The organism is Silvanigrella sp. (assembly GCF_044369315.1).
GTDB lineage: Bacteria > Bdellovibrionota_B > Oligoflexia > Silvanigrellales > Silvanigrellaceae > Silvanigrella.
This window is the reverse complement of record NZ_JBIPMD010000005.1, coordinates 14,224-39,102: the sequence shown is the minus strand read 5'-3', so window position 1 is coordinate 39,102 and position 24,879 is coordinate 14,224. Positions and strand designations below refer to the sequence as shown.

The window sequence follows — 24,879 nt, the reverse complement described above, 5'->3', positions numbered from 1 at the left end:
AGGGCTTGCTTGTCCATGTTTTCGGAAGATTTTCTGCATGCCTTTTTAAGTACATATTCTTTTTCTAAAAACACATTCTCAACTCTTAACTGGCATAATATATTATTAAATTGTTTTTAAATAAATTATGTAAAAAAAATATGAAATGCCGACACTTCAATCGCGAAACTAATATGTTAATTTAATTATGTCAATATAGTAAGTTAAAAAATATTAAGAGGATTTTGATTTAAATTTTTCATTAACAGCAATTTGCCACATTATTACATATAGTAAAGATATATATATATAAACAACAGAAGAATCGAAAAAAACATTTTGGGTTAGAGCGTGTACTAAATTTGAAAAGATCATAATAGATAAACAAAAAGGCAAAACGCTATATTCCTTTTTTTGTTCTTTTAATTTTTTTCTTAGAGTTATATAAATAATTATTAAAGATGTAAGTATCCAAAATGCAGCAAGAAGCCCACCACTTCCTAAAATTTCTAAATAATTATTATGAGCATTATATTTTTCGGGAAGATTTTCGTATCCCATTTTGTTGTAATAATTTTCACGTACTCCTGCTTTTAACCAGTAATTACCCTGACCAACTACTGGTTTATCAATAAACATTTGAGTGTAAACTTTCCAAAAATATTGGCGATAATTTCCAGTATCTAAAGAATGTGACTGTGTAATTGAATTTGTAGTAAATTCGATTCTTTCTATTAATCCGTATTTTTTACCAATAAAGAAACTAGAAATTAAGACAACAATAACTGTTAATGTGGTGATTACTGGCTTTTTTCTTATTCCTAAAATAAAGGGAACAAATGCAAGCATAAGTACACAAGCAACTCCAGCTGTTCTTCCTGAACTTAAAATTACAATAATAAAATTACAAAAAGTAATTATTGCTAATGAAATTTGAGGTAAATATTTTTTATGCTGAAAGAAAATAAAGTTGATAGAAAAAGAGCTTTTTTTTGTAATAGATTGCCATAATAAGCTCCATGCAAAAGAAGCGTAAGCTAACCCAACTCCTGCAATCGTGAGAGGATGGCCATAAAAACCATTTGTTCTATACTTTCCGTTATCTAGTAATTCAGTGTCTTCTAGAATTTTTCCTTTAAAAGAATGGTAATCAATTCCAGAGTTATATTGATATATTAATGCCAAACAAATAAAAATGGATGCTGGAAATAAACCAGAAAGAAAATATTTTAAAGGCATGATTTCAATATCTTTTGCTTTTAATTTTGCATTCACATTTTTTTTACTAAAGTGGGTTAGAATTAAAATAAGAATACTACCAATAAAAAGGGAGGATGGAAAATTACTTTGCAAAATACTAGGCCATTTTAATTCAATTGTGTATTCGAAATTTGGAAAAAGATTGTCGTGGAAAAAATAGTTAATTATATTTGTAATTGGAAAAATAATATGGAGAGCAATTAAACATATTGATATTTTTGAAATAAAATTTGGTATCTCTTTTTTGTTTAAAATAAAAAATAGAGATGGTAAAACAATACAAATTAAATAAAAGGATGCTCCTTGTAAAGCAATCCCTAAATAAAGTAAAAAAGGCAAAAGAAAAAATATAGTATTTATTAGCATGCATATTTCCTATGAAAGGGTTGTGAAGAGTATAATAAATTAAATAACATATTAAGATTCACTTCGTTTCATTACTAGGTCAAAGGGTTTATCTCAGTATAGCTGAAAATAATTTTTAAAAAGGGTATCCTCTACTCAAAATTATTGTTTATTTTATGACCTACTTTGAAAAAAAAGGGAAGAAGAGCCCGAATGGAGAAATTTGTAAGGAAGGATTTTAAAAAAATGCTCTTTATTTAAGATTTCTTAAAAGTAAAATTAAGGAACAACCGTCTGCTCATTTGCCATTGCATTAAAGAAATTATAAGTCATATAATAGTCCCCATTGTCACCCATGTTTGCACTCCATGAGTTTCTAATTTTAAGTAGTTTTTGATTGTTATCGTATCCAATCACGATAACCTCATGTCCTGCATTTGTTCTTACACAACGATTAGAAGAGGAGCTCGGTTGGGTGCATGCCCAAAGGCCGCCACGATTTTTAGAAAGAACAGTTCCCTCTTTTTTTATCATTGTGGATGGAAAATCTCCATTGTAAATAAATCCAATTGCAACCCTATAACCTGAATTTAAAGCCTTGATAATTTCATTTAGGTCAGCTCTCATATTATATGTTATTATAGAATCGGAATAACCTTTAAAACTAGTATTATAATATTGATTTAAGTTAACAGTTTGATTTGGAGAAGGATAACGATATCCAAAACAATAATTTTTAGCAATGAATCCATATTTTTTTAAGGGAAGAATAATATTATTTGCAGTATAGGCTCCATTCCAATAATTATTTCCTAATGTGTAGTCTAGTGCAAGGGAACATTGTTGATCAAGATAATCTCCCATTTTAAAACGGGCATCAAGTATAGCTGTTGAAGCAAAAGTAACACATGTTCCATATTGTCCTTGATCAAGTACAGGAACATTCGCCATTCCAAGGTCAACGGCACCTTGGGAATCACTGAAGCGTATTATTCCTTTGCTATAATCATATTCTCCACCTGTTAAATTCATTTCCTTGTTTGCATTGTCAATTTTATCAATCATTTTTTGAGTAAGATCTATTTTCATAAAATTTATTTTTTTATATATAGTATCAGAGTTTGTTAGTAAATTATTTTCTGTGTTTTGTTCTAAATTCATTTCGATGGATCCATTTAAATTAAAATAATCCAAAGCTGAATTTTTTTCTTGAGAATAAGAAGAAAATGAAATTAATGAAAAACCACAAACTAGTAAATTAAAATTAATTTTCGATCGCATAAAAATCTCCTTTAAATAAATAAGTTAACGGAACAAAAAGAAAAAATTCGTGTTTGTATTCGTCAGTTATTTTCAAATTTAAAGAAAAATTTCGTCAATATTATTTATGATGAATGGTGAATTAATTCTTTAGGAATTTTTTTTCTATTCTCATTTATATAATAAAAAAAGGTTTTAGTAAAAACTAAAACCTTTCAAAATTCGAAAAAATTAATTTATATTAAAATTAAAATTCAAAATCTAAACAAGATATATCTGGAGATAAAACGCTTGCTAAAAATGATTTTGCTTCTGGTAAAACATGATGAGTAAAGAACTTAGCTGTTTTAATTTTGTTATTATAAAACTTTTTATCATTCACAGAAAGATTAGAATTCGATAATTTTTCACATGCTAAAACAGCTTGTTCTAATAAAAGCCCGCAAATTATAGTATGTCCAAAAGCCATCATAAATGGATATGCATTTAAAATTGCGGCATGTTTATTGCCTTTTTTTGCAATTTCACTCATGTGCATTGCGCCTCTTCCAATTTTAGAGACATAATCTCCGAGCATGAGCATTTCTTGGGAAAGATCTTTGTGTTCTTTATTTTTTTCTACAAAGGAGCCATGACGACCAAGCCAACTCATAAAAATTTGGCCGTCTTCCATTCTCATTTTACGACCAACGAGATCGAGAGCTTGAATTCCATTTGTTCCTTCATAAATTGAGGTGATTTTGGAATCTCTTAAAAGCTGTTCCACGGGATAATCTTTCGTAAAACCATAGCCACCATAAGTTTGAATGGATTGAGTTATGGAATAAAATCCCATGTCGGTACACCAAGATTTCATAATTGGAGTTAATAATTCAAGAAATCCATGGGCTCTTTTTTTGTCTTTTTCATTTGTTGAATGTTCTGATTCATCATGCATAAGTGCTGTAGTATAACATAAAGCTCGCATGCCTTCGACAATACTTCTTTGTCTAAGTAACATACGTTTTACATCTGGATGATTTACAATAGCAATTCTTGGAGGATTTGAAGCGTCTTTTTTTGCTGAAATATCAACGCCTTGAATGCGTTCTTTAGCATAGCCTTCTGCATTTAAAAAGGCAACAGAAGCTTGGCCTAAACCTTGTAAGCCAACCCCGATTCTTGCTTCATTCATCATAAGAAACATATAGTTAATGCCTTGATTTTCTTTTCCAATTAAAAATCCTTGGCAATCGTCATTATCTCCAAAACTCATGAGACAGGTAGAGTTTCCATGAATTCCCATTTTTTCTTCGAGAGAAATACAATAAAGATCGTTCTTTCCTGTAATTTTTCCTGAATTTTTATCAATACGAAATTTTGGAACTAAAAATAAACTAACTCCTTCAATTCCTGCTGGCGCCCCTTCAATACGTGCTAAAACAAGATGAAGAATGTTTTCCGTAAAATCATTTTCTCCACCAGAAATCCATTGTTTTACACCTTTAATTAAAAAGGAGCCGTCTTTTCCGCGTTTCGCAGTGGAACGTAAATCACCTACAGCACTTCCGGCAGAAGGTTCTGTTAAGCACATGGTTCCTGTCCATGCCCCAGAAGCAATTTTAGGAATACAGAATTTTTGCATCCATTCTTCCCCAAAGTGATTTATCACATGAGAAGCCGATTTTGTGAGTCCTGGATACATTGTAAAAGCTTGGTTTGCGCTTGAAAATATTTCCATAAAAACAGACGCAATAATGCCTGGAGCTTGAATTCCTCCGGCTTGTTCGGAGTCGGAAAGGGTAAGAAATCCATTATCTACAAATTGTTTATAAGCTTCTTTTGTTCCAGGAGGAGTTGTTACTTCCTTAGTTTCTTTATTATGAGTGCATCCGATACGATCGCCGACTTTATTTAGAGGCCCTAAATATTGATTACATAAAGTAATAGCTGATGTTAGCATTTCACCAACAGATTCGATGGAATGATCGGAATAATAGGGTATATCAAAAAGTTTTTGAATTTTTAGATATTCAAAAAGCACAAATTCAATTTCTCTTCTATCTACCATAAAGGAACTATTCGCAGCCATGCTTTATTCTCCTGAGAAATATATTTAGTCATAAGATGTTAACTCTTAAAAACCTCTATTTAGAGCCAGAATCTGTTGCAACTAATTTATCATCTGCATCGTCAAGAATAAGGGATGCAAATTGAGATGAATATTCCGAGTCTGATTTTATGGAAGCAAAGTCGGAATCAAAACGTGCAAGTTCAATTAGTTTTTTATCTTCAATAAGTGCAAGTTTCAAGTTTTGTAGTGCTTCACTTTTTTTTCCAAGAAGAGCAAGCATACATGCTTTGTTATAAATATAAATAGCAGTGTGTGGGCGTAACTTTAAGGCAGAGTTAAAATCATTTAAAGCATTTGAGTAATCTAAATTTTTATAAAATGAGATTGCTCTATCTGCAAAAAGATCATCTTTTGTATTATCTAAAGCTAATGCTTTATTGTACATTTCAATGGAATCTTCATATTTTTTGAGATTTCTAAATATTTCTCCATAAACGCTATAGGGTAACATATAATCAGGTTCTTCTTTTATCAAATATTTTAAAGAACCCTCTAAAATATATAAAGCGTTTAATTTTTTATACTCTGATACTAAAGAAGCATAAAATTGTTTATTATCATTTCCTGTTTCTGCAGAATATCGAGCTGCTACAGATGCGTCTTCCCAATTTTTATCTTTAAAATTTGCCATTGATAAATGAGCATAGACAAGTGATAAGGCGGATGGGGATATGTATTTTCTTTTAGATATAGTAGTAATTAATTTATTAAGATTACTGATAGCTAACTTATTTTTATTTTGGAGGCTGTATTGCATAACGGAAAGCTGTAAACGAGATTCAACATCGTTACCTAATAAAATCGCTTTTTCAAAACAAATCGTCGCTTCATTATAATTTTTGATATTTATAAATGCCAATGCTGCTTTGTGCCAAATCCAACGGTCAGGATATTTTTGTGCAAACTCTTTTAAAGAAAATCCTAATTCACTTGGTTTTGTTAATCTTGAAATTGCTGTAGCTGCAGATTGAGAGATGTCGTCTGTGTTTGCTCCTTTTTTAAGAGCTAGCTCAATATTTAATAAAGATTCATTTGGATTTCTTTCAGAAAAAATGCGACCTTTTTCAATGTAAGAATCGAGATGATCGGGGAGTTTTGTAAGGGTTTCCACATAAAGATCTTCTGCGGCTTTTGGTTGTCCTGAATAATAAAGAATATCTGCTTTTGCAAATAAGGCTTTAGGTCTATTTGGCTCTAATTCATTCGCTTCTGTTATAAGCTCGATACTTTTTTGTAATTCATAAGGATGTCTGTAACCTTGGGAAACTTGTTGTTGAATTAATCTTGAAAGTTCAATATAAGCATCAATGTTTTTGGGATTTAATCTGATACTTTCTACCAAAAGCTTTTCTGCTTTTAACTGTTCTCCTGGTAATGCATTTATTAGTATTGATTTTGCTTCACGATAAATTTTTGAAGAATTTTCGTTATTGGAATTAGTTACTTTTTTATTATTAGATACTGGATATGGATTCACACTGCTAAGAGTCTCGAAGTGAGAAAGTAACAATATATTTAAAATAGAAAAATATAATATTTTATTTTTCAATCCAATTCCTTCCTCAGCATTTTTAAAATGCTGTGAAGCAAGTTATGCCTATATTGCATATCGACTTATTTATAAATTTATTAAGCTTGACACTTATTATTGGTTAAGTATTTGATATTATTAATTTATATAATTTATTTAAGAATCTTGAGTGGATCAGGTAAAAGCATTATATGTTAATGCCTTGTAAACTGCTTTTTCCCATTTTGAAAAAGCAAGAAAGCGATTAAAATGAGAAGGATTTTATTTTATTTAGGTTATTTTTATTATTTGTTATTAGTAAAAACTGCGAAAATTAAGTTAACAGGATTTGAGCAAGTTCAAGAACTCTGGAAAATTGGTAAAAATGTAGTTTTCTGTTGTCCGCATAATGCTATTTTAGCATGTTTTGTAGGAGTGGATAGCCTTGTTCGCCCGAACGTGGTTTTAATATCCAGTTTAAGCGGTGATGGTGAACTTATTGCAAAATTGCTGATTAAAAGAAGATTTGAAATGATTCGAGGTTCCTCAAGTAGAGGGGGGAAAAAAGCACTTTTAGAACTTCAAAAAGCAGGAAAACTTGGTAAAAGTTTAGGCATTGCTTTTGATGGACCGAAAGGCCCTCCTTTTGTACCTAAAAGAGGTATTATAGGTTGCGCTCGTGCTGTTGAAGGCCCTTTGTTTTTTATTCATGCGCATGCTTTAAAAGGGAGATTTTTTGGATTTCCAAAGGGAATTCGTGTAAACTCTTGGGATCGATTTTTAGTGCCACTTCCATTTTGTGAGATTTCTGTTCATTTTGAAAAAATACCTGAAAAACAAGATTTAAATATTCAAGATGATCTGAAATATGAAGATTATGTATTAGAAAATGTCCAAAAAAGGGCAACGGATTTATATTCCCACATCTATAAAAAATAAAAAGATCCGAGAGTTGTTAATTTAATAAACACAAGGATCTTTTTAATCAATCTGCTAATTGCACATAAGTAACTTTACCTTTTGAGTTGTTTTGAATAATGTCATTGATAGATATGAGATAATATCCTTGAAATTGATTATTTATTTTTCTATATAAAGCAATTTTATCATTTAATTTAATAATAAACTTAATTGAATTTACTTCATTTGGAGGAAGCATATTAAAAAGATCATTTAATTTACCATTCCCTATTATGCTATATTTTTCAGTATCTAATATATCATAATTCCCATCATTTTTTAAGAAATAGAGATTTTCTTTTTCATTTGTGTTAATAACAAAAGCAGCGTATACATTTGCCACATAAATGGGTTCTAATGTTTTTTCTATACTATAGTTTGCATTATGGCCACTATAAGCTCCCAACGTTAATGATTTTGCTTTTAATATATTACCTTTATCATCAACAAAGCGAATATCCCAAATTCCTTTCCAAATATTTCCTACTTGTGGAATGCTATTGGCAATCTCACCAAAAGCAATTATTTTTTTATTCGCATTATAAGCATCATTAGGATTGCTACTGATCCAATCACGGACACCCCAATATTCATAAACGGATCCAGCTCCAATATAGTTACCTGTTTTGGAGTCGATTTGACGGAGACTGCCTTGAGAGTCGTTTAAAATTACTGTGGAAGCATTCATTTTGCTATAAGCATTCACAAAGCTTGTATTTGATTTATTTGCGTCAACTAATAAATTGCATAACGTAACTTTTGTATTATTGATGACATCATTTGGAATTATTTTGAAATCAGAACAATTTTCGTTTAATACATGTGAAGCTTCTGAGATTGGTAAATTAACAATAGTTATACTCGAACCAAATAAATCCCCATCTTTTAATCCTAAGCTATCACTTGTAATTGTTTTTGATTTTCCTGCAATGAGTTCAATACATCCTGTTCCATCAATATTGCATTTAAAAACAGATCCTGTTCTCTTGTTTGAATCTGTTTTTCTACCCATTGAACCAATATAAATAGAATCACTTGTTGCAATAATACTAGATCCAAAATTGTCATTTACAGAAAGATCTAATTGTTTTCTACTCTCTTGATTTTGTCCACCTAAAAAAGCGGTACAATTACCAACATTAAAATCACATTTAAAAATACTTCCTGTGTCATATAAGTTTGATTGGCTAGTTAATCCGCTATCTCTCCCTATGGCTCCTATAAAAAGATTTACACCATTCCCAGTTAAGCTTATTCCAAAATTATCATTTGTGATTAAATTTAAATTTTCTGTTTTAAAAGAAACACAATTATCTCCAGATAAATTACATTTAAAAACAGCACCATTTCCACCATTTTTATCTTTAGCACCAATATAAATATAAGAATTTGTAACAAATATACTTGTTCCTAGGTGATCCAATCTATTTAGTTGTGATTTTATTTTGCTACTTTGATTTTTGCCAGCAATGAGCTCTGAGGCATTAATACCATTTATATCATATTGAAATACAGCGCCAATGTCATCTTTATAATTTGGAGACAAAGAGGGAACAGTATCGCCACTATCTCTTCCTGGAGCGCCAATATAAATTTTATCTTTTGTCGCGAATAGGCTGCTTCCAAAATTATCATTTGTAATTAAATTTATAGTTTCTGAATCAAATTGAGCACAATTTTTTCCTGTTAAGTCACATTTATATACGGTTCCATTATGAGATGTTGGATCCGCTTTCTTATATTGATCTTTTCCTCTTTTTCCTTCTGAGCCAATATAAATAAAATTTTGGTTTCCTGAAATACTGGATCCAAAATTATCACCTTTAGCTAACTTAATACTTTTTTCTGTTGGTTCAGATGAAATAAATGGGATGTTACCTCCAATAAATTCGGCGCATTGAGTTCCATCTAAATTACATTTAAACACAACACCTTTGCCGCTTCTTCCTTTAGCACCTATTAATAAATAATTTTGTGTATTAGGAGGTGGATTTTCATTTATTACATTAGCAGTAACATTTTGTGAGTTTCCACCACTTCCACTACTGCCTCCACCTTGTGAGCATGAGGTAATCGTAAAAAGAGTTGTTAAAAAAACAACACTCATAAATAATTTATATTTTATGGTTTGTTGAATTTTGTTTGGATAATGCATGTTACCTCCAGAAAATCTAATAAATCGAACTACTTTAGAAATATCGGAATTAAATTTACTTTATTAAGCGCTTAGTATTGTTTTAAAAAGATATAAAAATTGTTTTAATATAAATTGAATAATTACATTAAATTAATCAAAATGTGCTGCTCTAAATGATTTGATTAAATTTATTATTTTAATATTATAATGATTAACGGAATAGTATATTAGTACGTATTTGTTTTTTATATGGTAATCTATTTTCTTAATTTATAAATATTAATTATTCTTTATAAATAATGATAATTAATATTTATAATTTTATTATTAATGTATTGAATTTTATTTTTTCTGTATTAATTAAAATAAATAATTGTATTCCATGAATATATTGTTTTAAAATTTAAATTAACAGACTTGTATAATAATTTATATTATGTTATCAGATGGATGGATTTTTGGTGAGTTAGTAATTATTTTATTTTATATGAGGTTTCTTATGATAAATAATTTGAATAAATCGCAAAAAGACGCTACTAAGTTTACTATTGAAACGAATAAAAAAATATTAGATTATTTACCTTTTGAAAATAAAAATGATATTGAAGATGCAAATGCAAATAAAGAAAAAGATTTCCCTGCAGATATAATCTATGGTAAAGAAAATAATATAGTCATGAATTTTAAACAGTTTAACTTTTTAAATACCGAAAAAGTTCCTGAAACTGTGAATCCAAGTTTATGGCGTCAATCACAATTGGTTAATAAACAGGCTTTATTTAAAGTTACAGATGATATTTACCAAGTTAGAAACATAGATTTATCTAATATAACTTTTATCCGTGGTAAAACAGGATGGGTTGTTATAGATACAATGACATCAACAGAAACAGCGGATGCTGCATTAAAATTAATAAATGAAACATTAAGTGAAAAATTACAATTAAAAGATAAAACAAGAGTTTCAACTGTTATTATTACTCATAGTCACGTTGATCATTTTGGGGGAATTAAAGCTTTATTAAATGAAAAAGATGTTATTGAAAATAAAGTTGAATATATTGCACCTGCTGGGTTTAGCGAAGAAGCTTTAAGTGAAAATATTCTTGCCGGAAATGTAATGAGCCGTAGAGCATCTTATATGTATGGAAATTTAATTGATATCAATGCAAAAGGTGGTGTTGGTTGTGGACTTGGTTTAGCCACTTCTCAAGGTACCATAACTTTTATGGAACCGAATAAACTTATAGATGAAAAATCCGCTAAGGTAACACATACTGTAGACGGAGTAAAAGTTGTTTATTTAATGGCTGAAGAAACAGAAGCTCCTGCTGAAATGTTATTTTATTTTCCAGATCATAAAGCAATTTGTCTGTCTGAAGATATAAACCATACTTTGCATAATACCTTAACAATGAGGGGTGCAAAAGTAAGAAATCCTGCAAAATGGTCTCGGGTGATCGATGAAGTGATTCAGCTATGGGGTAATGAAGCTCAATATTCTTTTGGTAGCCATCATTGGCCTCAGTTCGGGAATGCCAGTGTTGTAAAACAACTAAACACACAAAGAAATTTATATAAATATATAAATGATCAAACTTTGCGATTGGCAAATCAAGGTTTGACAATGCATGAAATTGCAGAAAAATTTGTTTTACCAGACAGCCTTGCGAAGGAATTTACGAATCGTGGATATTACGGTAATTTAAAACACAATGTCCGCGCTACTTACCAATTGTATCAAGGTTGGTGGGATGGAAACCCTTCCAATTATGATCCTCATACACCAACTGAAGAAGCAAAAAAATATGTAGAAATGATCGGTGAAGAAAAAATATTAGAAAGCGCACATAAGGCTTTTGAAAATGGAGATTATCGTTGGGCTGCTACTTTAACGAATAAGCTTGTTTTTGCGAATCCTAAAAATCAAAACGCCCGCTATTTAGGAGCAGATGCTCTTGAACAACTTGGTTATCAAGCGGAGTCTGGTGCCGTGCGGAATTATTATTTAACAGGTGCAAAAGAACTCAGAGATGGAACTCCAAATAATGCAAATTCTCCAACTACGATCTCATCCGATATCATAAATGGCATGAGTACAGAAATGTTTTTAGATTATATGGCGGTTCATTTAAATCCTGCAAAAATTGGTGAAGAAGAGTTTACATTTAATTTAAATATTTCAGATAATGCTCAAATAAAAACAGAAAACAGCAATTTTTTAATTGCTGTGCAAAGTGGAGTTTTACTATACTGGAAAGATAAAAAAGATCCAAATGCAAATGGAAATATCAATATTTCAAAATCACAGTTCAAAGAATTATTTATAAATAAAGATTCTGTGAAAAAAATTCAAAAAAATATGGATATTAATTATGTTGGTGATAAACAAAAACTAATTACCTTTTTAGGTGCTTTTGAAAAGTCGGAATTTTGGTTTCCTATTGTGGAACCAAAAATAGAAAAAAAGACGAAAGGTTATTAAAGATAAGTAAGTAAATAAAAACAAATGAAAAGTTACAATATATTTATATTGTAACTTTTTTTAATATATAATGCTATATAATATTATTAAGATAATAAATGAAAAAATTAGTTTTGATTTAGCTAAATGGTTCATATAAATCCTTTCATAATAAATAAAAACAAATTCTAAAAAGTTGCAAAAATTTTTTTTTATAACTTAAAATCATATTTATGTGGAATGATAAAAGATTCATTATTTTTAATTTTTGGAAAATCATAAAACCCTTTAATTACGTAAAGTTAGACTTTATCTTAATTATCGGATTTAAAATAGGATTATAAAGGATATTTTTTAACTTTTTTTGTATTTTGCTAAATCAGCAAGCATATGAATTTGTCCTAATATTGATTTTTTAAAATCGCTTAATAAAAGACTTTCATTTTCGGAATGGGCATTTGTATAGGGGTCTTCCACTCCGACTAAAATCGCAGGAATGCCTCCAAACTCGTCAGACAGTGGTTGAACAAAAGGAATACTAGCGCCGCAGCCAATAAATTGGGTGGTATGTGCATATCCTTTTTCAAGAGAACGTGCCGCAATTTGATAAACATCCGCTTTGGGATCTGCTATGGACCACCAATTGCTTGCAGATTCTGATGTTACTTTAAGTCGGAAACCAGGAGGGCATATCATTTCAATATGTTTTGTTAACTTATTTAGAATATCTTGCGGTTTCATATCTGGCACTATTCTAATAGAGACACGCGCCCATGCGGCATCTTGAATAATGTTACTTACAAGTTTTTTTGAACCACTTTGAATTGCATTTATACTTAGAGAAGGATAACGCCATAAACGTTCTGCAAATTCCGATTCAGGAGCAATAAATGGCAAACCATTTAATAATCCCGTAGCTCCTCTGGCAATATTTTCCATTTTAAGTTTAGAAAAATGAGTTCTTTCTTCATTTGTTAAGGGTCTAATATCATCTAAAATTCCTTTTACTTTTATATTTCCTTTTTCATCACTTAAAGATGCTAAAATATGAGATAATGCTATTACAGGATCAGGTAAAATTCCTCCCCACAAACCAGAATGCACGGGGTGATCTAATGCTTCTACTTCAATATCAACAGCAACAAGTCCTCTTAATGCTGTTGTAATACTTGGAATACCAGAATCGACATTGGCACAGTCTGTTACGATAATTCCGTCTGCTTTTAATTTATTTTTATGAGAACGAACAAATTGAGCTAAATTATTGCTTCCAATTTCTTCTTCGCCTTCAATAATAACTTTTACATTAACGGGAAGTTCTCCCATCGTTTTTAAGTATGCTGAAATAGCAGCGGTATGGGCAATAATTCCTGCTTTGTCATCTGCAGTGCCTCTGCCGTAAAGTCTTCCGTCTTTTTCTGTGGGAATAAACGGATTTGAATTCCATTTATCTTCACGTCCTGGAGGTTGAACATCATGGTGCGCATAAAGTAACAATGTGGGAGCATCGGGTTTATGGAGCCATTCCGCATAAACATAATGATGAACTCCTTTAGCAAGTTCTAAAACTTCGACATTTTCCAATCCCGCATTTCGCAATGTTTCTGCGGTTGCTTCTGCGCTTAATTTGACTTCATTTTCATCGAATCCGTTTAAACTGACACTTGGAATTTTAACGAGTTTTTTTAAATTTTCGTATTCATTCTTTAAATTACTTTCACAATAATTTAATGCTTTTTGAGTTGCAGCCGAAGGGGCTGTTGTAAAAAGAGGATCCCCTTTTTCATTTTTGCAGCCACAAGTGGAAGAGTGAGTATGATTTATATTGTTCATAATTTCTCGCAATTATTGATTGATTAAATTTGTAATAGGTATACTTATTAAAACACATTTTTCATGGGGTTGAATATTATGAAAGGGTTTAGTTTCATTTACTTCATAATCTTTATAGCGGATAGAATTTAATTCTTTATATTGAGTGCTGTTTTGAATAAAGTTTAAACTAAATTTACTGGTTGCTTCCGCGATTATGTTTTTAAAACCTTTTTCAAAGCCAAGATTATTTGTAAGCTGAAATAGTTTTTTTAAAATTCCTTTTCTTTGATGGCTTGGTAAAGTAGCAGCCAAAAGGCAATGGAGATTTTGATTTTTTAGAAACATTTCTTCGTGATTTTGATATGGTTCCCATAATTTTTTAATTAAACTAAAAATAATAAGAAGTTTATTTTCTGCTGATGTGATATTTGGGGAAATTTCATCGGTAAGATCTTTTGAAATGATTATGGCAACCACTTCTTTTGTGGTCACATCAATCGCAACATAACTTAAACCCAGTTGAATTGCTTTATTTAAGGAAATTTCAATAAAGGAATGATAATCTTCTTTTGGAACTTTAATATATGAAAATAATGTAATACTTTCATTCAACGTTTTTTCAATGCAATGATATGCAGAATGATAATGACTTTTATTTAAAATTTCAAAATTAATTTTGTTTGAGTCTGTATTTGAAATATTAGTTAATTTATTTTGAGACATTTTTTCTCCTAACTATTATCATAATATTTAAAATAAAAAACTATATATTTTTTTTCAATATTTGCCAAGCTTCATTCAGGCATTTCATAGCTTCATTCGAGTTTTTAGAGTTTTTGTCTGGATGCCAATTTTGGGCAAGTTTTATGTATTTATCTCTAATTTCTTTTGGGTTATTATTTTCGGATAAATTTAAAAAAGCAAAAGCCCAATCTTTTGTTCCTGTTTTATATTTATTTGCAGCAAGTAAACAAGAATCAAAATCATTTTCTGTATCAAGGTTTTTGTTTTCTAAAATATTTTGAAGTTCTTGAAGGGCTATTTTTCTTTTTTCAAGACGCTCTTGTTTTTCTAATTTTTTTAACCTCTTTTTTTCAGCATCTCTTCGTATAGCTTCAAATAGGTCTTCATCAATAAAATCGTTATCCATGTTGGAATCGTCCACCTGCTGTTATATGTCTATTGGATCGAAGCGCTTTTTAGCTGTTTGAATGCATTTTATGGAACTCCATTTTGCATTCAAGCTCAATTAAAAGGAATTAAATACTGACATGCCAAATCTTTCTTTTCAAGAGAACTTAATTCGCAATATTTTTATGCTTGAAGCCGTCTCTCGTATTGCTATGAGTGCCTTATTTGGTTTTGCTGTTTTGTGTTTTGGTTATACGTTAAGTTTAAAAGCGAGAGATAAAAAGCATTCCGATAAATTTCATTTTATCGCTCGGGTCTTTTTTATATTAGCTTCTGTATTTACGGTTATTTATGCGACTCTTGAATTTATTTTACCAATTAATACTTTCACAACTCAAGTTTATACGGCCATCTGTTTGGTACTCGCAATTGCAGTTATCATTATTGATCGCGGTAAAGAAGGACTTCCCTCCTTCTCTTTTTTAGTTGGTGCGCTTATTTTTTTAATGGTAACAATTACACCTTTTCTCGATCCAAAACCTTTATATCGAGCGACTTCTGTTGATTGGCTGGTTTATTTTCATGTTGGTACAGCCGCTTTAGGGGAAGCTATTTTTGTTGCCGCTTTTTGTGCATCACTTTTATATTTAAGAGAATATCGAAAATTAAAACAAAGAAAGTTAGTGAAAAATCCTTCTCCAACAAGCCTTTCTGGTTTGGAGAAATTAGTAGAACGCTCTTCGCTAATTGGTCTTTCCTTTATCACTTTTAGTCTTTTCTCAGGACTTGCCTTGATTTTTGTCGGTAAAATAGCTGTCCAAGTTGGATTTGTTAAAATTTTATGGGCATTTTTAGTTTGGGGGTGGTATGTGATGACGATCTTTGGCAGAAGCCTTTGGGGCTGGCGTGGGAGAAAAGGTGCTAAGTTGGCAATTTTTGGCATGATCCTCCTGCTTTTGGGATTATTTGGTACAATTTGGCAGTACTTTTAAAATTCGGGAAGAGTTACTTAAATTATGAAAAAAAGAGTTCTCATACTCCATACGGGTGGTACATTTGCAATGGTTTTAGGAGGCAATAATCATACGGCCTCTAAGCAACAATCTCCTCATTTATTAGAAAATTTATTACAACGTGTTCCTGAAATCGCATCTCTTGCAGATATCGATCTCAATGTTGTTTGTAATATCGATTCCTCCGATGCAAATATTGATTTGTGGATCCAGCTTTCCAATGCAATTTTAGAAAACTGGTCTCAATTTGACGGATTTGTCATTATCCATGGAACCGACACCATGGCCTGGACGGCAACCGCTCTTTCCTTCTTTTTAGAAGGTTTGACAAAGCCTGTTGTTTTTACAGGATCTCAAAGACCCTTAACTGCTCTAAGAAGTGATGCACGCGTAAATATGATCGATGCAGTAGAGCTTGCTGCTTATGGAATACCTGAGGTTTTAATTTGTTTTGACAGTAAAGTTCACAGAGCGACCCGGGCAACAAAGTATTCTAATGAGCATTTATATGCTTATAAGAGTTATAATTCTCCGACAATTGGAAGCTTTGGCGTAAATATTAAATTAAATCATAAAGTACTAAAATCTATTTTACCCGAAGCCAAAAGGCATCCTCCTATTATTAATTCTTTGGCAAATGGAAATATCACATCATTATTGTGTGTCCCTGGCGCTCTTCCTTCACAAAGCTTTATTGATGCCTTATTAGCTTCTACCAGTGGTATTATTGTTCAAGGATTCGGTGCAGGTAATTTACCTATTGGCAATAAAAATTGGTTAGAATTATTTGAAAAAGCGTTAGATCGAGAAATTCCTATTGTGATTGCCTCTCAATGTGAATCTGGGGCAGTTGCTTTAGATTTATATGAGAATGGAAGAGTGTTTTCTGGTTTAGGCGCCATTTCAGCGTTAGACATGACGTTTGAAGCGACTAGCGTAAAACTGATGGTTATGTTAGGTAGGAAAATTCCATTTCAAAAAAGACATGAGTTTTTTGCAACACCTTTGGCATTTGAATGTACTCCTGTTTTAATAAATGAAAAAAAAGATTAGGTGCTAAATTATGACAACAGCAAACCATTTCTTTACATACTGCGGAGTGCATTATAAAACATGTCCTGTAGAGTTGCGTGAAGAATGGGCTTCAATAGGAACTCCAGAAAAAATAAATGAAATTTTAAAAAATTTATTTCCTAGTTTCTTTATTGAATTTGTTGTTATTAGCACTTGCAATCGTTTTGATATTTGTTTTTTTGGAAATGTAAATGAAAAACATGTAATACAGGTATTTTCTGAATTAAATAAAGAAATTAAATTAAATAAAAATAAGTCTGTAACAAATCATATTCATAATTATTTAAATATTTTTTATGATGCGAATGCAATTAGGCATTTATTTAAAGTAACAGCAAGTTTAGATTCTTTGGTATTAGGGGAACCCCAAATATTAGGGCAAGTTAAAAATGCCTATCTTAAATCAACTGAATTTGGTTATGTTCAAAGTTTAGCTGGACCTATCTTTAACCGCTGTTTTCGAGCTGTTAAAAAAATTAGAACAGAAACGGATATTGGAAAAAACGGAATATCTATTGGCCATGCTTCAATTGATATCATTTCACGGGTCTTCGATAATATTGAGGATAAAAAAATTGTGCTCTTTGGGGCAGGAGAAATGTCCAGAATCACAGCACAACATTTGTTATTTTCAAAAGCAAAAAGTTTATTTATTGCTAATAGAACGTTTGCTAAAGCTGAAAAATTAGCTCTAGAGCTTGGACAAGCGTGGCCACTAGAATTAGAAGATGCTGTACATCGTATTCATGAATTTGATATTTGTATTGCTGCCGCATCGGGAAATCAATATTTAATTCAAAAAAATCATATGAAAGAATATTCAAAAAAACGTTATGGAAAACTTTCTGTAATGGTTGATATCAGTGTGCCAAGAAAAATTGACCCTGACATTTCTTCTTTGGACAATTTATTTTTATTTAATGTTGACGATCTCGATTTAGTAATGGAAAAAAACAGAGAAAGTAGAAAGAGCGCTGCTTTATTAGCAGAAAAAATAATTGAGTCTGAAGTTCAAGATTATCTTATAACAACAAAACAAAAAGAAAATCTTGCTAACGTAGGGCGGCTTCATAGTTGGGTAAAAAATGTAGTAGACTATGAAGTAACAAGATATATTCGTGATATTAATAATGGAAAAAAAATAGATTCTAATGTAATATCCGATGCTGTTGCTAAAAAACTAGTTTCTTATGCTGCTTATTTAGCAAAAAATAATATTAAAATTGAGACTGAAGAAAGTACGGTTGGGGATCTCCTTGAGTTTTTATTTCATCTTTCAGAACAGCCATTATTACCTGAAAATATTCAAAAAGAAGATAATGTCTTTAAATTCCCCATTAAAAATAAAATGAACACAAGGAATAATTAAGTTTATTCTTTTTTAGAAAGTTTTTTTAATGTCTCAAATTATTCATATTGCAACAAGAAAAAGTATGCTCGCTTTATGGCAAGCAGAAACAATTCAAAAATTACTAATAGCTCAGGGTGTTCAAACAAAATTATTACCTATCGTAACAACTGGCGATAAAATGCAAAAGTCACAGTTAGCAGAAGTTAAATTGCAAGATGAGAATCAAGATTCTCATCATTTAACGACAGGAAAAGGGTTATTTATAAAAGAGATTCAAGAAGCTCTTTTATCTAAAAAAGCACACGTTGCTGTTCATAGCATGAAAGATTTACCCGTCACTCAAACAAAAGGTTTAAATGTTGTTTCTTTATTGCCTAGAGCTGGAGCAAGAGATGTTCTTATTCTTTCTCCTGAAGTTTTAGAAGAAACAAAATTAAATTTATTGACAGATAGTGAGAGACAAAATATTGATTTTGAAAAATTAAAATCTATTCTTTTGTCCAGTAAATTGTTTATGGAAAAACAAATTGGGACAACAAGTACACGAAGACAAATGTTATTAAAAAAAATATTTTCGACTCATTTAAATTTGCAAATTTTACGTGGCAATGTAGATTCGCGATTAAAAAGAGTAAAAAATAATGAATTTTCTGCTATCATTTTAGCAGAAGCAGGACTTGAAAGATTGGGTTTTTTAAATCAAGAAAATATGTTTTTTCTTCCATCAGAAAAATTTATTCCTGCTACCGCTCAAGGTGTCATTGCAGTAGAAGCCATAGAAAATGATATCGAATTAATTTCTAATCTAAATAAACTAAATTGTAAAAAAACTTGCATAGCAGCAGGTCTTGAGAGAATGGTTTTAGCTCTTTTAGGCGGAGATTGTCATTCTTCTATTGGTGTCTATTTTGAAAATAATAATCTACATATTATTTGTGGGCGTAATTTAATTCATAAAGAAACGATTATAAAAATAGAGAGTTCCTCACTTATTGAAATTGAAACTTTATTTCTTGAAAGTAAGGGCGATTTTTCAATATTTTTTGCAAATTTATGTCACTCAACACATGCTAAAAATATTAATGAAATTTTAATTGAGAAAGGGTTTTTGGAGGTTAGTGAGTTAAATTATTTTAATCTGTAGGAATTAATTATAAATGAGAATACGGAATCATCAGACAGTTTATGTCGAATGTGGAATTGAGGGCGATCCGCCAAAGCATTCCTCTCATTTATTTTTTCCTATTTTTAAAGTTTTGCACGTTCCAATTGTTTGGAAACCACCTATTTCCAACAAATTTTCAATATGCTTTACAAGTAAACATGCTGTTTCTTCATTTAAATTGAATTTATTAAATGAAGTTCCTAAAAATCAATGGCAAAATTGCTATCACATTGGAGCTGTTGGTAAAAATACGGCAAATGCTATTCAAAATGAACTTCCCGATTTTTTACTTAAAAATTCAAGTGAGATCCTTTATCCAAAAACTGAAAATGGTCTTTTACCCTTGTTAAAACAATATAATGAAATATTAAATGTAAATCACTCCTTATATATTTTTACTTCAATTATTGGAATATCTAAAAAAATTGTAATTGAATATAAAGATCATTTAAATTATTCACCAGATATTCTTTCTATTTATACATTAAAAAATTTAGATGATAATTTAAGCAAATCCTTTTTAAACTCCTTATTTTCAAATTTACAATCGCAAAATACAGAATTTGTTTTTGTAGCGAGATCTGGTCAAATATTAAATAGTATTATAAAGTTACTAATGGCTTTTTTTAATGTAACGAGCCCAGTTAACTTACCATCATTTATTTTCTTTTCAGCTTGGGAAAAATCCGCACAAAAAGTTCTTTTAGAGTTAAATTTAATTGACAGGGATATTTCTTAATGACAGTTTTAAAAAGGGTTCCGCTATTATTTTAAGGAGAGTGGTACCTAAATTAAGTGTAAGGTAATCCTGATTTCTAATGATACAGGCTTACTTGAGGTAATCTAAAAATGAAGCAATCAGAAAAGCTCTGGATACAAAACCTTGCAAGGGTTAGTTTAGGAAAATCTTTAAGTCAATCTATTCATACTCAAATGATTAGTTTTTCAATTCAAGTTTTTTTAGAAGAACTTTGTAACCTAATGATGAATTATTCATACCATTTTAATGAAATCATTGGAGATGCCAAACCTGACGAAGCCATTCGGGTCTTACAAATAAGCCAACCTCGACCTGGTCTCATTATTCTTAAAGGCGGGGATAAAATGATAATTTCCCTAGTGGGAAAAGTCATTCGTGTTCGTACCGTACAAGTTCATGTGGATACCGAACGAAATTTTCAATCTTTTGATTTTGAACCAAAACAAAATGAGCAACTTGGTATATTTTGGCGTTGCGTTAATGATGGACAACTTGTAAACCCAGAGCTTGTGGCTCAAAATTATTTGAGTTCATTTTTAGTTTCTGGATGTAGAGCATTGCCCCAAACTTTGCGTTTGGTGGTAGCAACACATCCTTAATTTATCATGTTATATGTAGAGGTTATTCATGTTAAATCATGAGGTTAAAAATCGAATTGAAGAAGGCATTCCGGATTCGGAGTGTCTTGTAAATGAATTTTCAGGAGGAACGGACCATTATTCCGTGGTCGTTATTTCCGATTCTTTTGATGGGCATGCTTCCTTAAAAAGGCATAGAATGATAATGGATCTCTTTAAAGAAGAAATGGATACGGGTGAAGTTCATGCTCTTACGATTAAAGCCCTAACCCGTAAACAATGGAATGATCAAAAATCAAAATAAAATAAAAAATTTTATATTTAAATACGAGGAGTTTGAAGTGAATTCGCAATGGAAATCAAAAATTGAAGAAGATGTAAAAAATAATGAAATCATGGTTTATATGAGAGGCTCACCTCAGGCACCTCGTTGCGGTTTTTCTGCAAAGGTGATTCGTACTCTTAATGAACTTGGTAGACCTTTTAAATCCGACGATATGGATAGCGATCCTGAGTTATGGGCTACTTTAAAAGAAATGAATCATTGGCCAACGTCTCCTCAAATTTTTATTAAAGGAGAATTTATCGGTGGTTGTGATATTTTTGTAGAAATGTTTCAATCTGGTGAATTACATGAAAAGCTTGGATTGCAAAAATAATTATCTTTGTTTGTAATTTGTTTTGAATTTGTTTGTTTCCTGATAAACTCAAGAATCTGGTTTTATCAGGAGTTTTTTTTATGCGTCTTCATTCTTTTACTAGAAGTTCTTCTCTTTCTGTTTCATGCGAAGAGGCCTTTCAATGGCATAGGCGATCTGGTGCTTTTGAACGAATGTTACCTCCTTGGATGACTTCCCAAATTATTTCTAAAGAGGGCAGTATTTATGATGGCGACTCCATTACCATTAAAACGAATTTAGGTGTTATTCCTTTTGTCTTTAAAGCACAACATCAAAATTATATTGAAAATAAACAGTTTGAAGACATTCAAATTCAAGGTCCTTTTGCTTTTTTCAAACACCTTCACAAATTTGAAAAAATTGATGATAAAAAATCTAAAATTATAGATCATATTGAATATAGTTTACCAATAGGAATGTTATCTCGTTTTCTTGGTAATAAATTTATTGATGAAAAATTAAATAAAATGTTTACTTACAGGCATCGGACTTTAAAATATGATTTGTTTTTACATTCTAAATACTCAAAGAAAAAATTGAAAATTTTAGTAACAGGAGCATCGGGATTAATAGGAAGTAATTTGGTTCCATTTCTGACTTCTGGTGGTCATGAAGTTATTAAGCTTGTTAGAACAAATTATAAATTAGAAGAAGGTTCCAATCAATTTGCAGTTTGGGATAGCGAAAAAAAAGAATTTGTCAATCCTGAAATATTAGAAGATCTCGATGCTGTTGTTCATTTAGCTGGAGAAAATATTGCAGCACAAAAATGGAGTGAAGAAAGAAAAAAAGAATTGATCGACAGTCGTGTTCATTTTACTTCAGCAATTTGTAATGCACTTATAAAACAATTAAAAACAGTTCCAAAATCTTTTATTTCTGCTTCTGGAATTGGAATATTTGGTAGCCGTGATTATGACGATATTTTGCATGAAGAATCTAAGCTTGGGAATGGATTTCTTGCAAATTTAGCGAAAGATTGGGAAATGGCATCACGTGAAGCCGAAAAAGCAGGAATCCGAGTTGTTAACTTACGATTTGGTACCATTATTTCTTTGTCTGGTGGTGTTTTAAAAAAAATGTATACTCCTTTTCGTTTGTGTTTAGGTGGGCCATTTGGATCGGGAAGGCAAATGATGTCTTGGATTTCTATTACAGATGTTCTTGGCCTTATTTTATTTTCCATCTCAAATAAAAAAATAGAAGGTGCTGTCAACGCGGTTGCTCCTCATGCGGTTACCAATGAACAATTTTCTGAATTATTGGCACAAACTTTAGACAGACCAAGCTCGTTAAGAATTCCTGAGCTTTTTGTGGAATCTCTTTTTGGTGAAATGGGAAGAGAGCTTTTGTTATCGGGGCAGCACGCAAAACCTGTGAAAGCTTTAAAAAATGGTTATGAGTTTTTGCACTCTCAATTGCATGATGCGTTTACTTATTGTTTGGGTGTTTAAAACGTTTTATTTATTATTTAAATCCTAAATTAAAAGTTAATTTATATATAAAAAAGAAAATTCCCTTTTTAAAAGGGAATTTTCTTTTGTTACTTTAAGCAGGAGTTGGTTTTAATTTAGGAATTAAAATGAATATGCTGCTGTTAAGTATGTTTTTGTAGCATTTTTTTGATTTAAAACACCTTTGGAATCTGTGTAGCTATTTATATTTGATGTTTTATATTCAAAGTTAAACGCAGTTTCAAAAGTATTTACAGCATAACCAACAGAAGCCGTAATCTGTCCGTTATTATAATTTTGTGATAATGCAGAGCTAGAGTAATTTACGTTAGCCATAGCGTAGGCAGCAGCATAAGTTAATCTATCCCCCTTTTGGATCATATTTGTTAAATAATTGGAAGAGTCTGCAGCTAAAGCAAAGCCGAGTAAATAAGCTGTGTGGGAATCATCACCTATTTCTGCAGAATTTGTGTAGTTAAAATCACCACTGGAATTTTTTGTTGCATCTTTTGTTTTGCCAAAGTTTTCATTTTCGTAATAAACGCTAAAGCCGTTTCCGGAAATATTTCCTTTACTTCCAAAAATGCCGGCGTGGTTATATACAAGGGATGCTTCTACGTGAGTTACATCTCTTGCTTGAGTAAGACCACCTGAAGAATCTTGATTTGTTGGAGAGTTTCCTTGGGTACCAAAAAAGCCTTTTAACGCAACTGATTGGTTATCATCAATATTTACATTTGCAGCTAAATGGCCAGCAAAACCAATAGATTGGCTGAATGAAGATCCTTCCCAATTTGCTTGTTTCGTGGAAGAACTGGCATCCCAGGTATAACCACTACCACTTGTTCCAGAAGAAGCTGTTGTATAACCAGGGTTTGCATATGCTATAATGTTATTAAAGGCGCCAAAACCCACTTCAACACTGGCTTTTTTTCCAAAAGCCAGTGCTTCTTTTAAGTAAGCACCGTCTTGACGACCAAAACCTGTTGTTGTCCAAGCAGCGTCTGGAGTTGTTGCGTCTGCGTTTCCTATACGAATTCCACCTAAGGAGAGTGTTGTTGTAAAGGTATTTTCGCCTGCTTTAACTGTCAATACGTCAAGGTTTAATTGAGCGCGACGAATGGTAACAGCTCCGTTAACTTTATCACCGCTAGTTGTTTGAGTTGTAACTCCATTTGTTGTTGTCGCTGTATCGGATGCTACTGTCTGTGTTGCTGGTTGGTTACCACGAAGTTGAACTTCAACTTGTCCAGATGCAATACCGCCAGATACATTTACGCCTAAACGAACTTTACCTGCTGTAAAATCAGGTGTACTCACTCTTTGTGAATCACTCGTATTTGCATTTAGTTGTATAATTCCTGCAAATGTTACTTTATTTTCAGTAACATCTTTTTTTTCCATTTCTTTTTTTAAGGCATCAATTTGATCTTGAGAAAATGAAGTACCACCCGTTGTACCAGCGGCATCGAGGGCTACTTTTTGTTCTTTATTTTCAACTGTTGATTTGTTTTCTTGTGCAAATGCTGTACTTCCAGCAAGAGATAAAGCTGATATCGTTAAACTACGTAATACGGACTTTTTCACAAATTACTCCTTTAGCAGTAACAAGCTGTATATGAGTGTATAAAAAAAACAAATATATACCCTAAACTAAGACTTCCAGAAGATAAGATAGGGTATTTTTTTTGTCAACCAGGCCGCTAATTTTTTTGATAAATCTGTTTTTCAATGTGGTTTTTAAGAAAAGAAAAAAAAATAATAATTTTAATAATTTAATTTCATACTTGAAACTTTTAAAATGAATTATCTAAAAAAAATGTAATCGCT

General features: G+C 31.1%; 20 protein-coding genes. 11 read left to right on the top strand and 9 right to left on the bottom strand.

What is annotated here, in order from left to right:
- Nucleotides 1–213 precede the first annotated feature (213 nt).
- The 4 genes from ACIQ56_RS01170 to ACIQ56_RS01155 form a co-directional block, all read right to left on the bottom strand.
- The gene (locus ACIQ56_RS01170) at nucleotides 214–1,605 is read right to left on the bottom strand and encodes an O-antigen ligase family protein (RefSeq protein WP_397599255.1); all 1,392 of its coding nucleotides are present in this window, start codon (nucleotides 1,603–1,605) and stop codon (nucleotides 214–216) included.
- A gap of 258 nt (nucleotides 1,606–1,863) precedes the next feature.
- Nucleotides 1,864–2,865, bottom strand: a complete 1,002-nt coding sequence (locus ACIQ56_RS01165) for a C1 family peptidase (protein ID WP_397599254.1) — start codon at nucleotides 2,863–2,865, stop codon at nucleotides 1,864–1,866.
- A gap of 226 nt (nucleotides 2,866–3,091) precedes the next feature.
- Nucleotides 3,092–4,915 (bottom strand): acyl-CoA dehydrogenase, encoded by a 1,824-nt coding sequence (locus ACIQ56_RS01160; RefSeq protein ID WP_397599253.1) that lies wholly within the window; start codon nucleotides 4,913–4,915, stop codon nucleotides 3,092–3,094.
- Between the two features lie 55 nt (nucleotides 4,916–4,970).
- On the bottom strand, nucleotides 4,971–6,506 hold the full coding sequence (locus ACIQ56_RS01155; RefSeq protein WP_397599252.1) for a tetratricopeptide repeat protein: 1,536 nt from the start codon (nucleotides 6,504–6,506) through the stop codon (nucleotides 4,971–4,973).
- A 231-nt stretch (nucleotides 6,507–6,737) separates the two neighbouring features.
- On the opposite strand from ACIQ56_RS01155, the gene ACIQ56_RS01150 reads away from it, so the two are divergent.
- Nucleotides 6,738–7,406, top strand: coding sequence for a lysophospholipid acyltransferase family protein (locus tag ACIQ56_RS01150; protein WP_397599251.1), 669 nt, complete (start codon nucleotides 6,738–6,740; stop codon nucleotides 7,404–7,406).
- Nucleotides 7,407–7,452: 46 nt separating this feature from the next.
- On the opposite strand, the gene ACIQ56_RS01145 is transcribed toward ACIQ56_RS01150, so the two are convergent.
- Complete coding sequence (locus ACIQ56_RS01145; RefSeq protein WP_397599250.1) at nucleotides 7,453–9,582, bottom strand: hypothetical protein; 2,130 nt, start codon at nucleotides 9,580–9,582, stop codon at nucleotides 7,453–7,455.
- A 481-nt stretch (nucleotides 9,583–10,063) separates the two neighbouring features.
- Here ACIQ56_RS01145 and ACIQ56_RS01140 point away from each other — a divergent pair, with 481 nt between their 5' ends.
- A complete protein-coding gene (locus tag ACIQ56_RS01140; protein WP_397599249.1) occupies nucleotides 10,064–12,049 on the top strand; it encodes an alkyl/aryl-sulfatase in 1,986 nt (661 codons plus the stop codon).
- A gap of 333 nt (nucleotides 12,050–12,382) precedes the next feature.
- Here the strand turns inward: ACIQ56_RS01140 and ACIQ56_RS01135 are convergent, their stop codons facing one another.
- From ACIQ56_RS01135 to ACIQ56_RS01125, 3 genes are read right to left on the bottom strand one after another with little or no spacing between them, the layout of a single operon-like run.
- Nucleotides 12,383–13,861 carry a M20/M25/M40 family metallo-hydrolase gene (locus ACIQ56_RS01135; RefSeq protein WP_397599248.1) on the bottom strand — a complete coding sequence of 493 codons (1,479 nt, stop codon included), beginning with the start codon at nucleotides 13,859–13,861 and terminating at the stop codon, nucleotides 12,383–12,385.
- Nucleotides 13,862–13,873: 12 nt separating this feature from the next.
- The gene (locus tag ACIQ56_RS01130; protein ID WP_397599247.1) at nucleotides 13,874–14,566 is read right to left on the bottom strand and encodes a hypothetical protein; all 693 of its coding nucleotides are present in this window, start codon (nucleotides 14,564–14,566) and stop codon (nucleotides 13,874–13,876) included.
- A 40-nt stretch (nucleotides 14,567–14,606) separates the two neighbouring features.
- A complete protein-coding gene (locus ACIQ56_RS01125; protein ID WP_397599246.1) occupies nucleotides 14,607–14,993 on the bottom strand; it encodes a J domain-containing protein in 387 nt (128 codons plus the stop codon).
- Nucleotides 14,994–15,114: 121 nt separating this feature from the next.
- On the opposite strand from ACIQ56_RS01125, the gene ccsA reads away from it, so the two are divergent.
- From ccsA to ACIQ56_RS01080, 9 genes are all read left to right on the top strand, one after another.
- Nucleotides 15,115–15,966: a cytochrome c biogenesis protein CcsA gene (ccsA, locus tag ACIQ56_RS01120; protein WP_397599245.1), complete on the top strand. Its 852-nt coding sequence runs from the start codon at nucleotides 15,115–15,117 to the stop codon at nucleotides 15,964–15,966.
- 24 nt (nucleotides 15,967–15,990) lie between these two features.
- A complete protein-coding gene (locus ACIQ56_RS01115) occupies nucleotides 15,991–17,040 on the top strand; it encodes an asparaginase (RefSeq protein ID WP_397599244.1) in 1,050 nt (349 codons plus the stop codon).
- A 10-nt stretch (nucleotides 17,041–17,050) separates the two neighbouring features.
- Nucleotides 17,051–18,430 carry a glutamyl-tRNA reductase gene (gene hemA, locus ACIQ56_RS01110; protein WP_397599243.1) on the top strand — a complete coding sequence of 460 codons (1,380 nt, stop codon included), beginning with the start codon at nucleotides 17,051–17,053 and terminating at the stop codon, nucleotides 18,428–18,430.
- Between the two features lie 28 nt (nucleotides 18,431–18,458).
- On the top strand, nucleotides 18,459–19,556 hold the full coding sequence (gene hemC, locus ACIQ56_RS01105) for a hydroxymethylbilane synthase (protein WP_397599242.1): 1,098 nt from the start codon (nucleotides 18,459–18,461) through the stop codon (nucleotides 19,554–19,556).
- 13 nt (nucleotides 19,557–19,569) lie between these two features.
- Nucleotides 19,570–20,316: a hypothetical protein gene (locus tag ACIQ56_RS01100; RefSeq protein ID WP_397599241.1), complete on the top strand. Its 747-nt coding sequence runs from the start codon at nucleotides 19,570–19,572 to the stop codon at nucleotides 20,314–20,316.
- A gap of 110 nt (nucleotides 20,317–20,426) precedes the next feature.
- Nucleotides 20,427–20,936 (top strand): hypothetical protein, encoded by a 510-nt coding sequence (locus ACIQ56_RS01095; RefSeq protein WP_397599240.1) that lies wholly within the window; start codon nucleotides 20,427–20,429, stop codon nucleotides 20,934–20,936.
- 28 nt (nucleotides 20,937–20,964) lie between these two features.
- A complete protein-coding gene (locus ACIQ56_RS01090; protein ID WP_397599239.1) occupies nucleotides 20,965–21,219 on the top strand; it encodes a BolA family protein in 255 nt (84 codons plus the stop codon).
- Between the two features lie 37 nt (nucleotides 21,220–21,256).
- Nucleotides 21,257–21,574 (top strand): Grx4 family monothiol glutaredoxin, encoded by a 318-nt coding sequence (gene grxD / locus ACIQ56_RS01085; RefSeq protein ID WP_397599238.1) that lies wholly within the window; start codon nucleotides 21,257–21,259, stop codon nucleotides 21,572–21,574.
- An 80-nt stretch (nucleotides 21,575–21,654) separates the two neighbouring features.
- Nucleotides 21,655–23,049, top strand: coding sequence for a TIGR01777 family oxidoreductase (locus tag ACIQ56_RS01080; protein WP_397599237.1), 1,395 nt, complete (start codon nucleotides 21,655–21,657; stop codon nucleotides 23,047–23,049).
- 123 nt (nucleotides 23,050–23,172) lie between these two features.
- On the opposite strand, the gene ACIQ56_RS01075 is transcribed toward ACIQ56_RS01080, so the two are convergent.
- Nucleotides 23,173–24,636 carry a hypothetical protein gene (locus ACIQ56_RS01075; protein WP_397599236.1) on the bottom strand — a complete coding sequence of 488 codons (1,464 nt, stop codon included), beginning with the start codon at nucleotides 24,634–24,636 and terminating at the stop codon, nucleotides 23,173–23,175.
- Nucleotides 24,637–24,879: the final 243 nt, after the last annotated feature.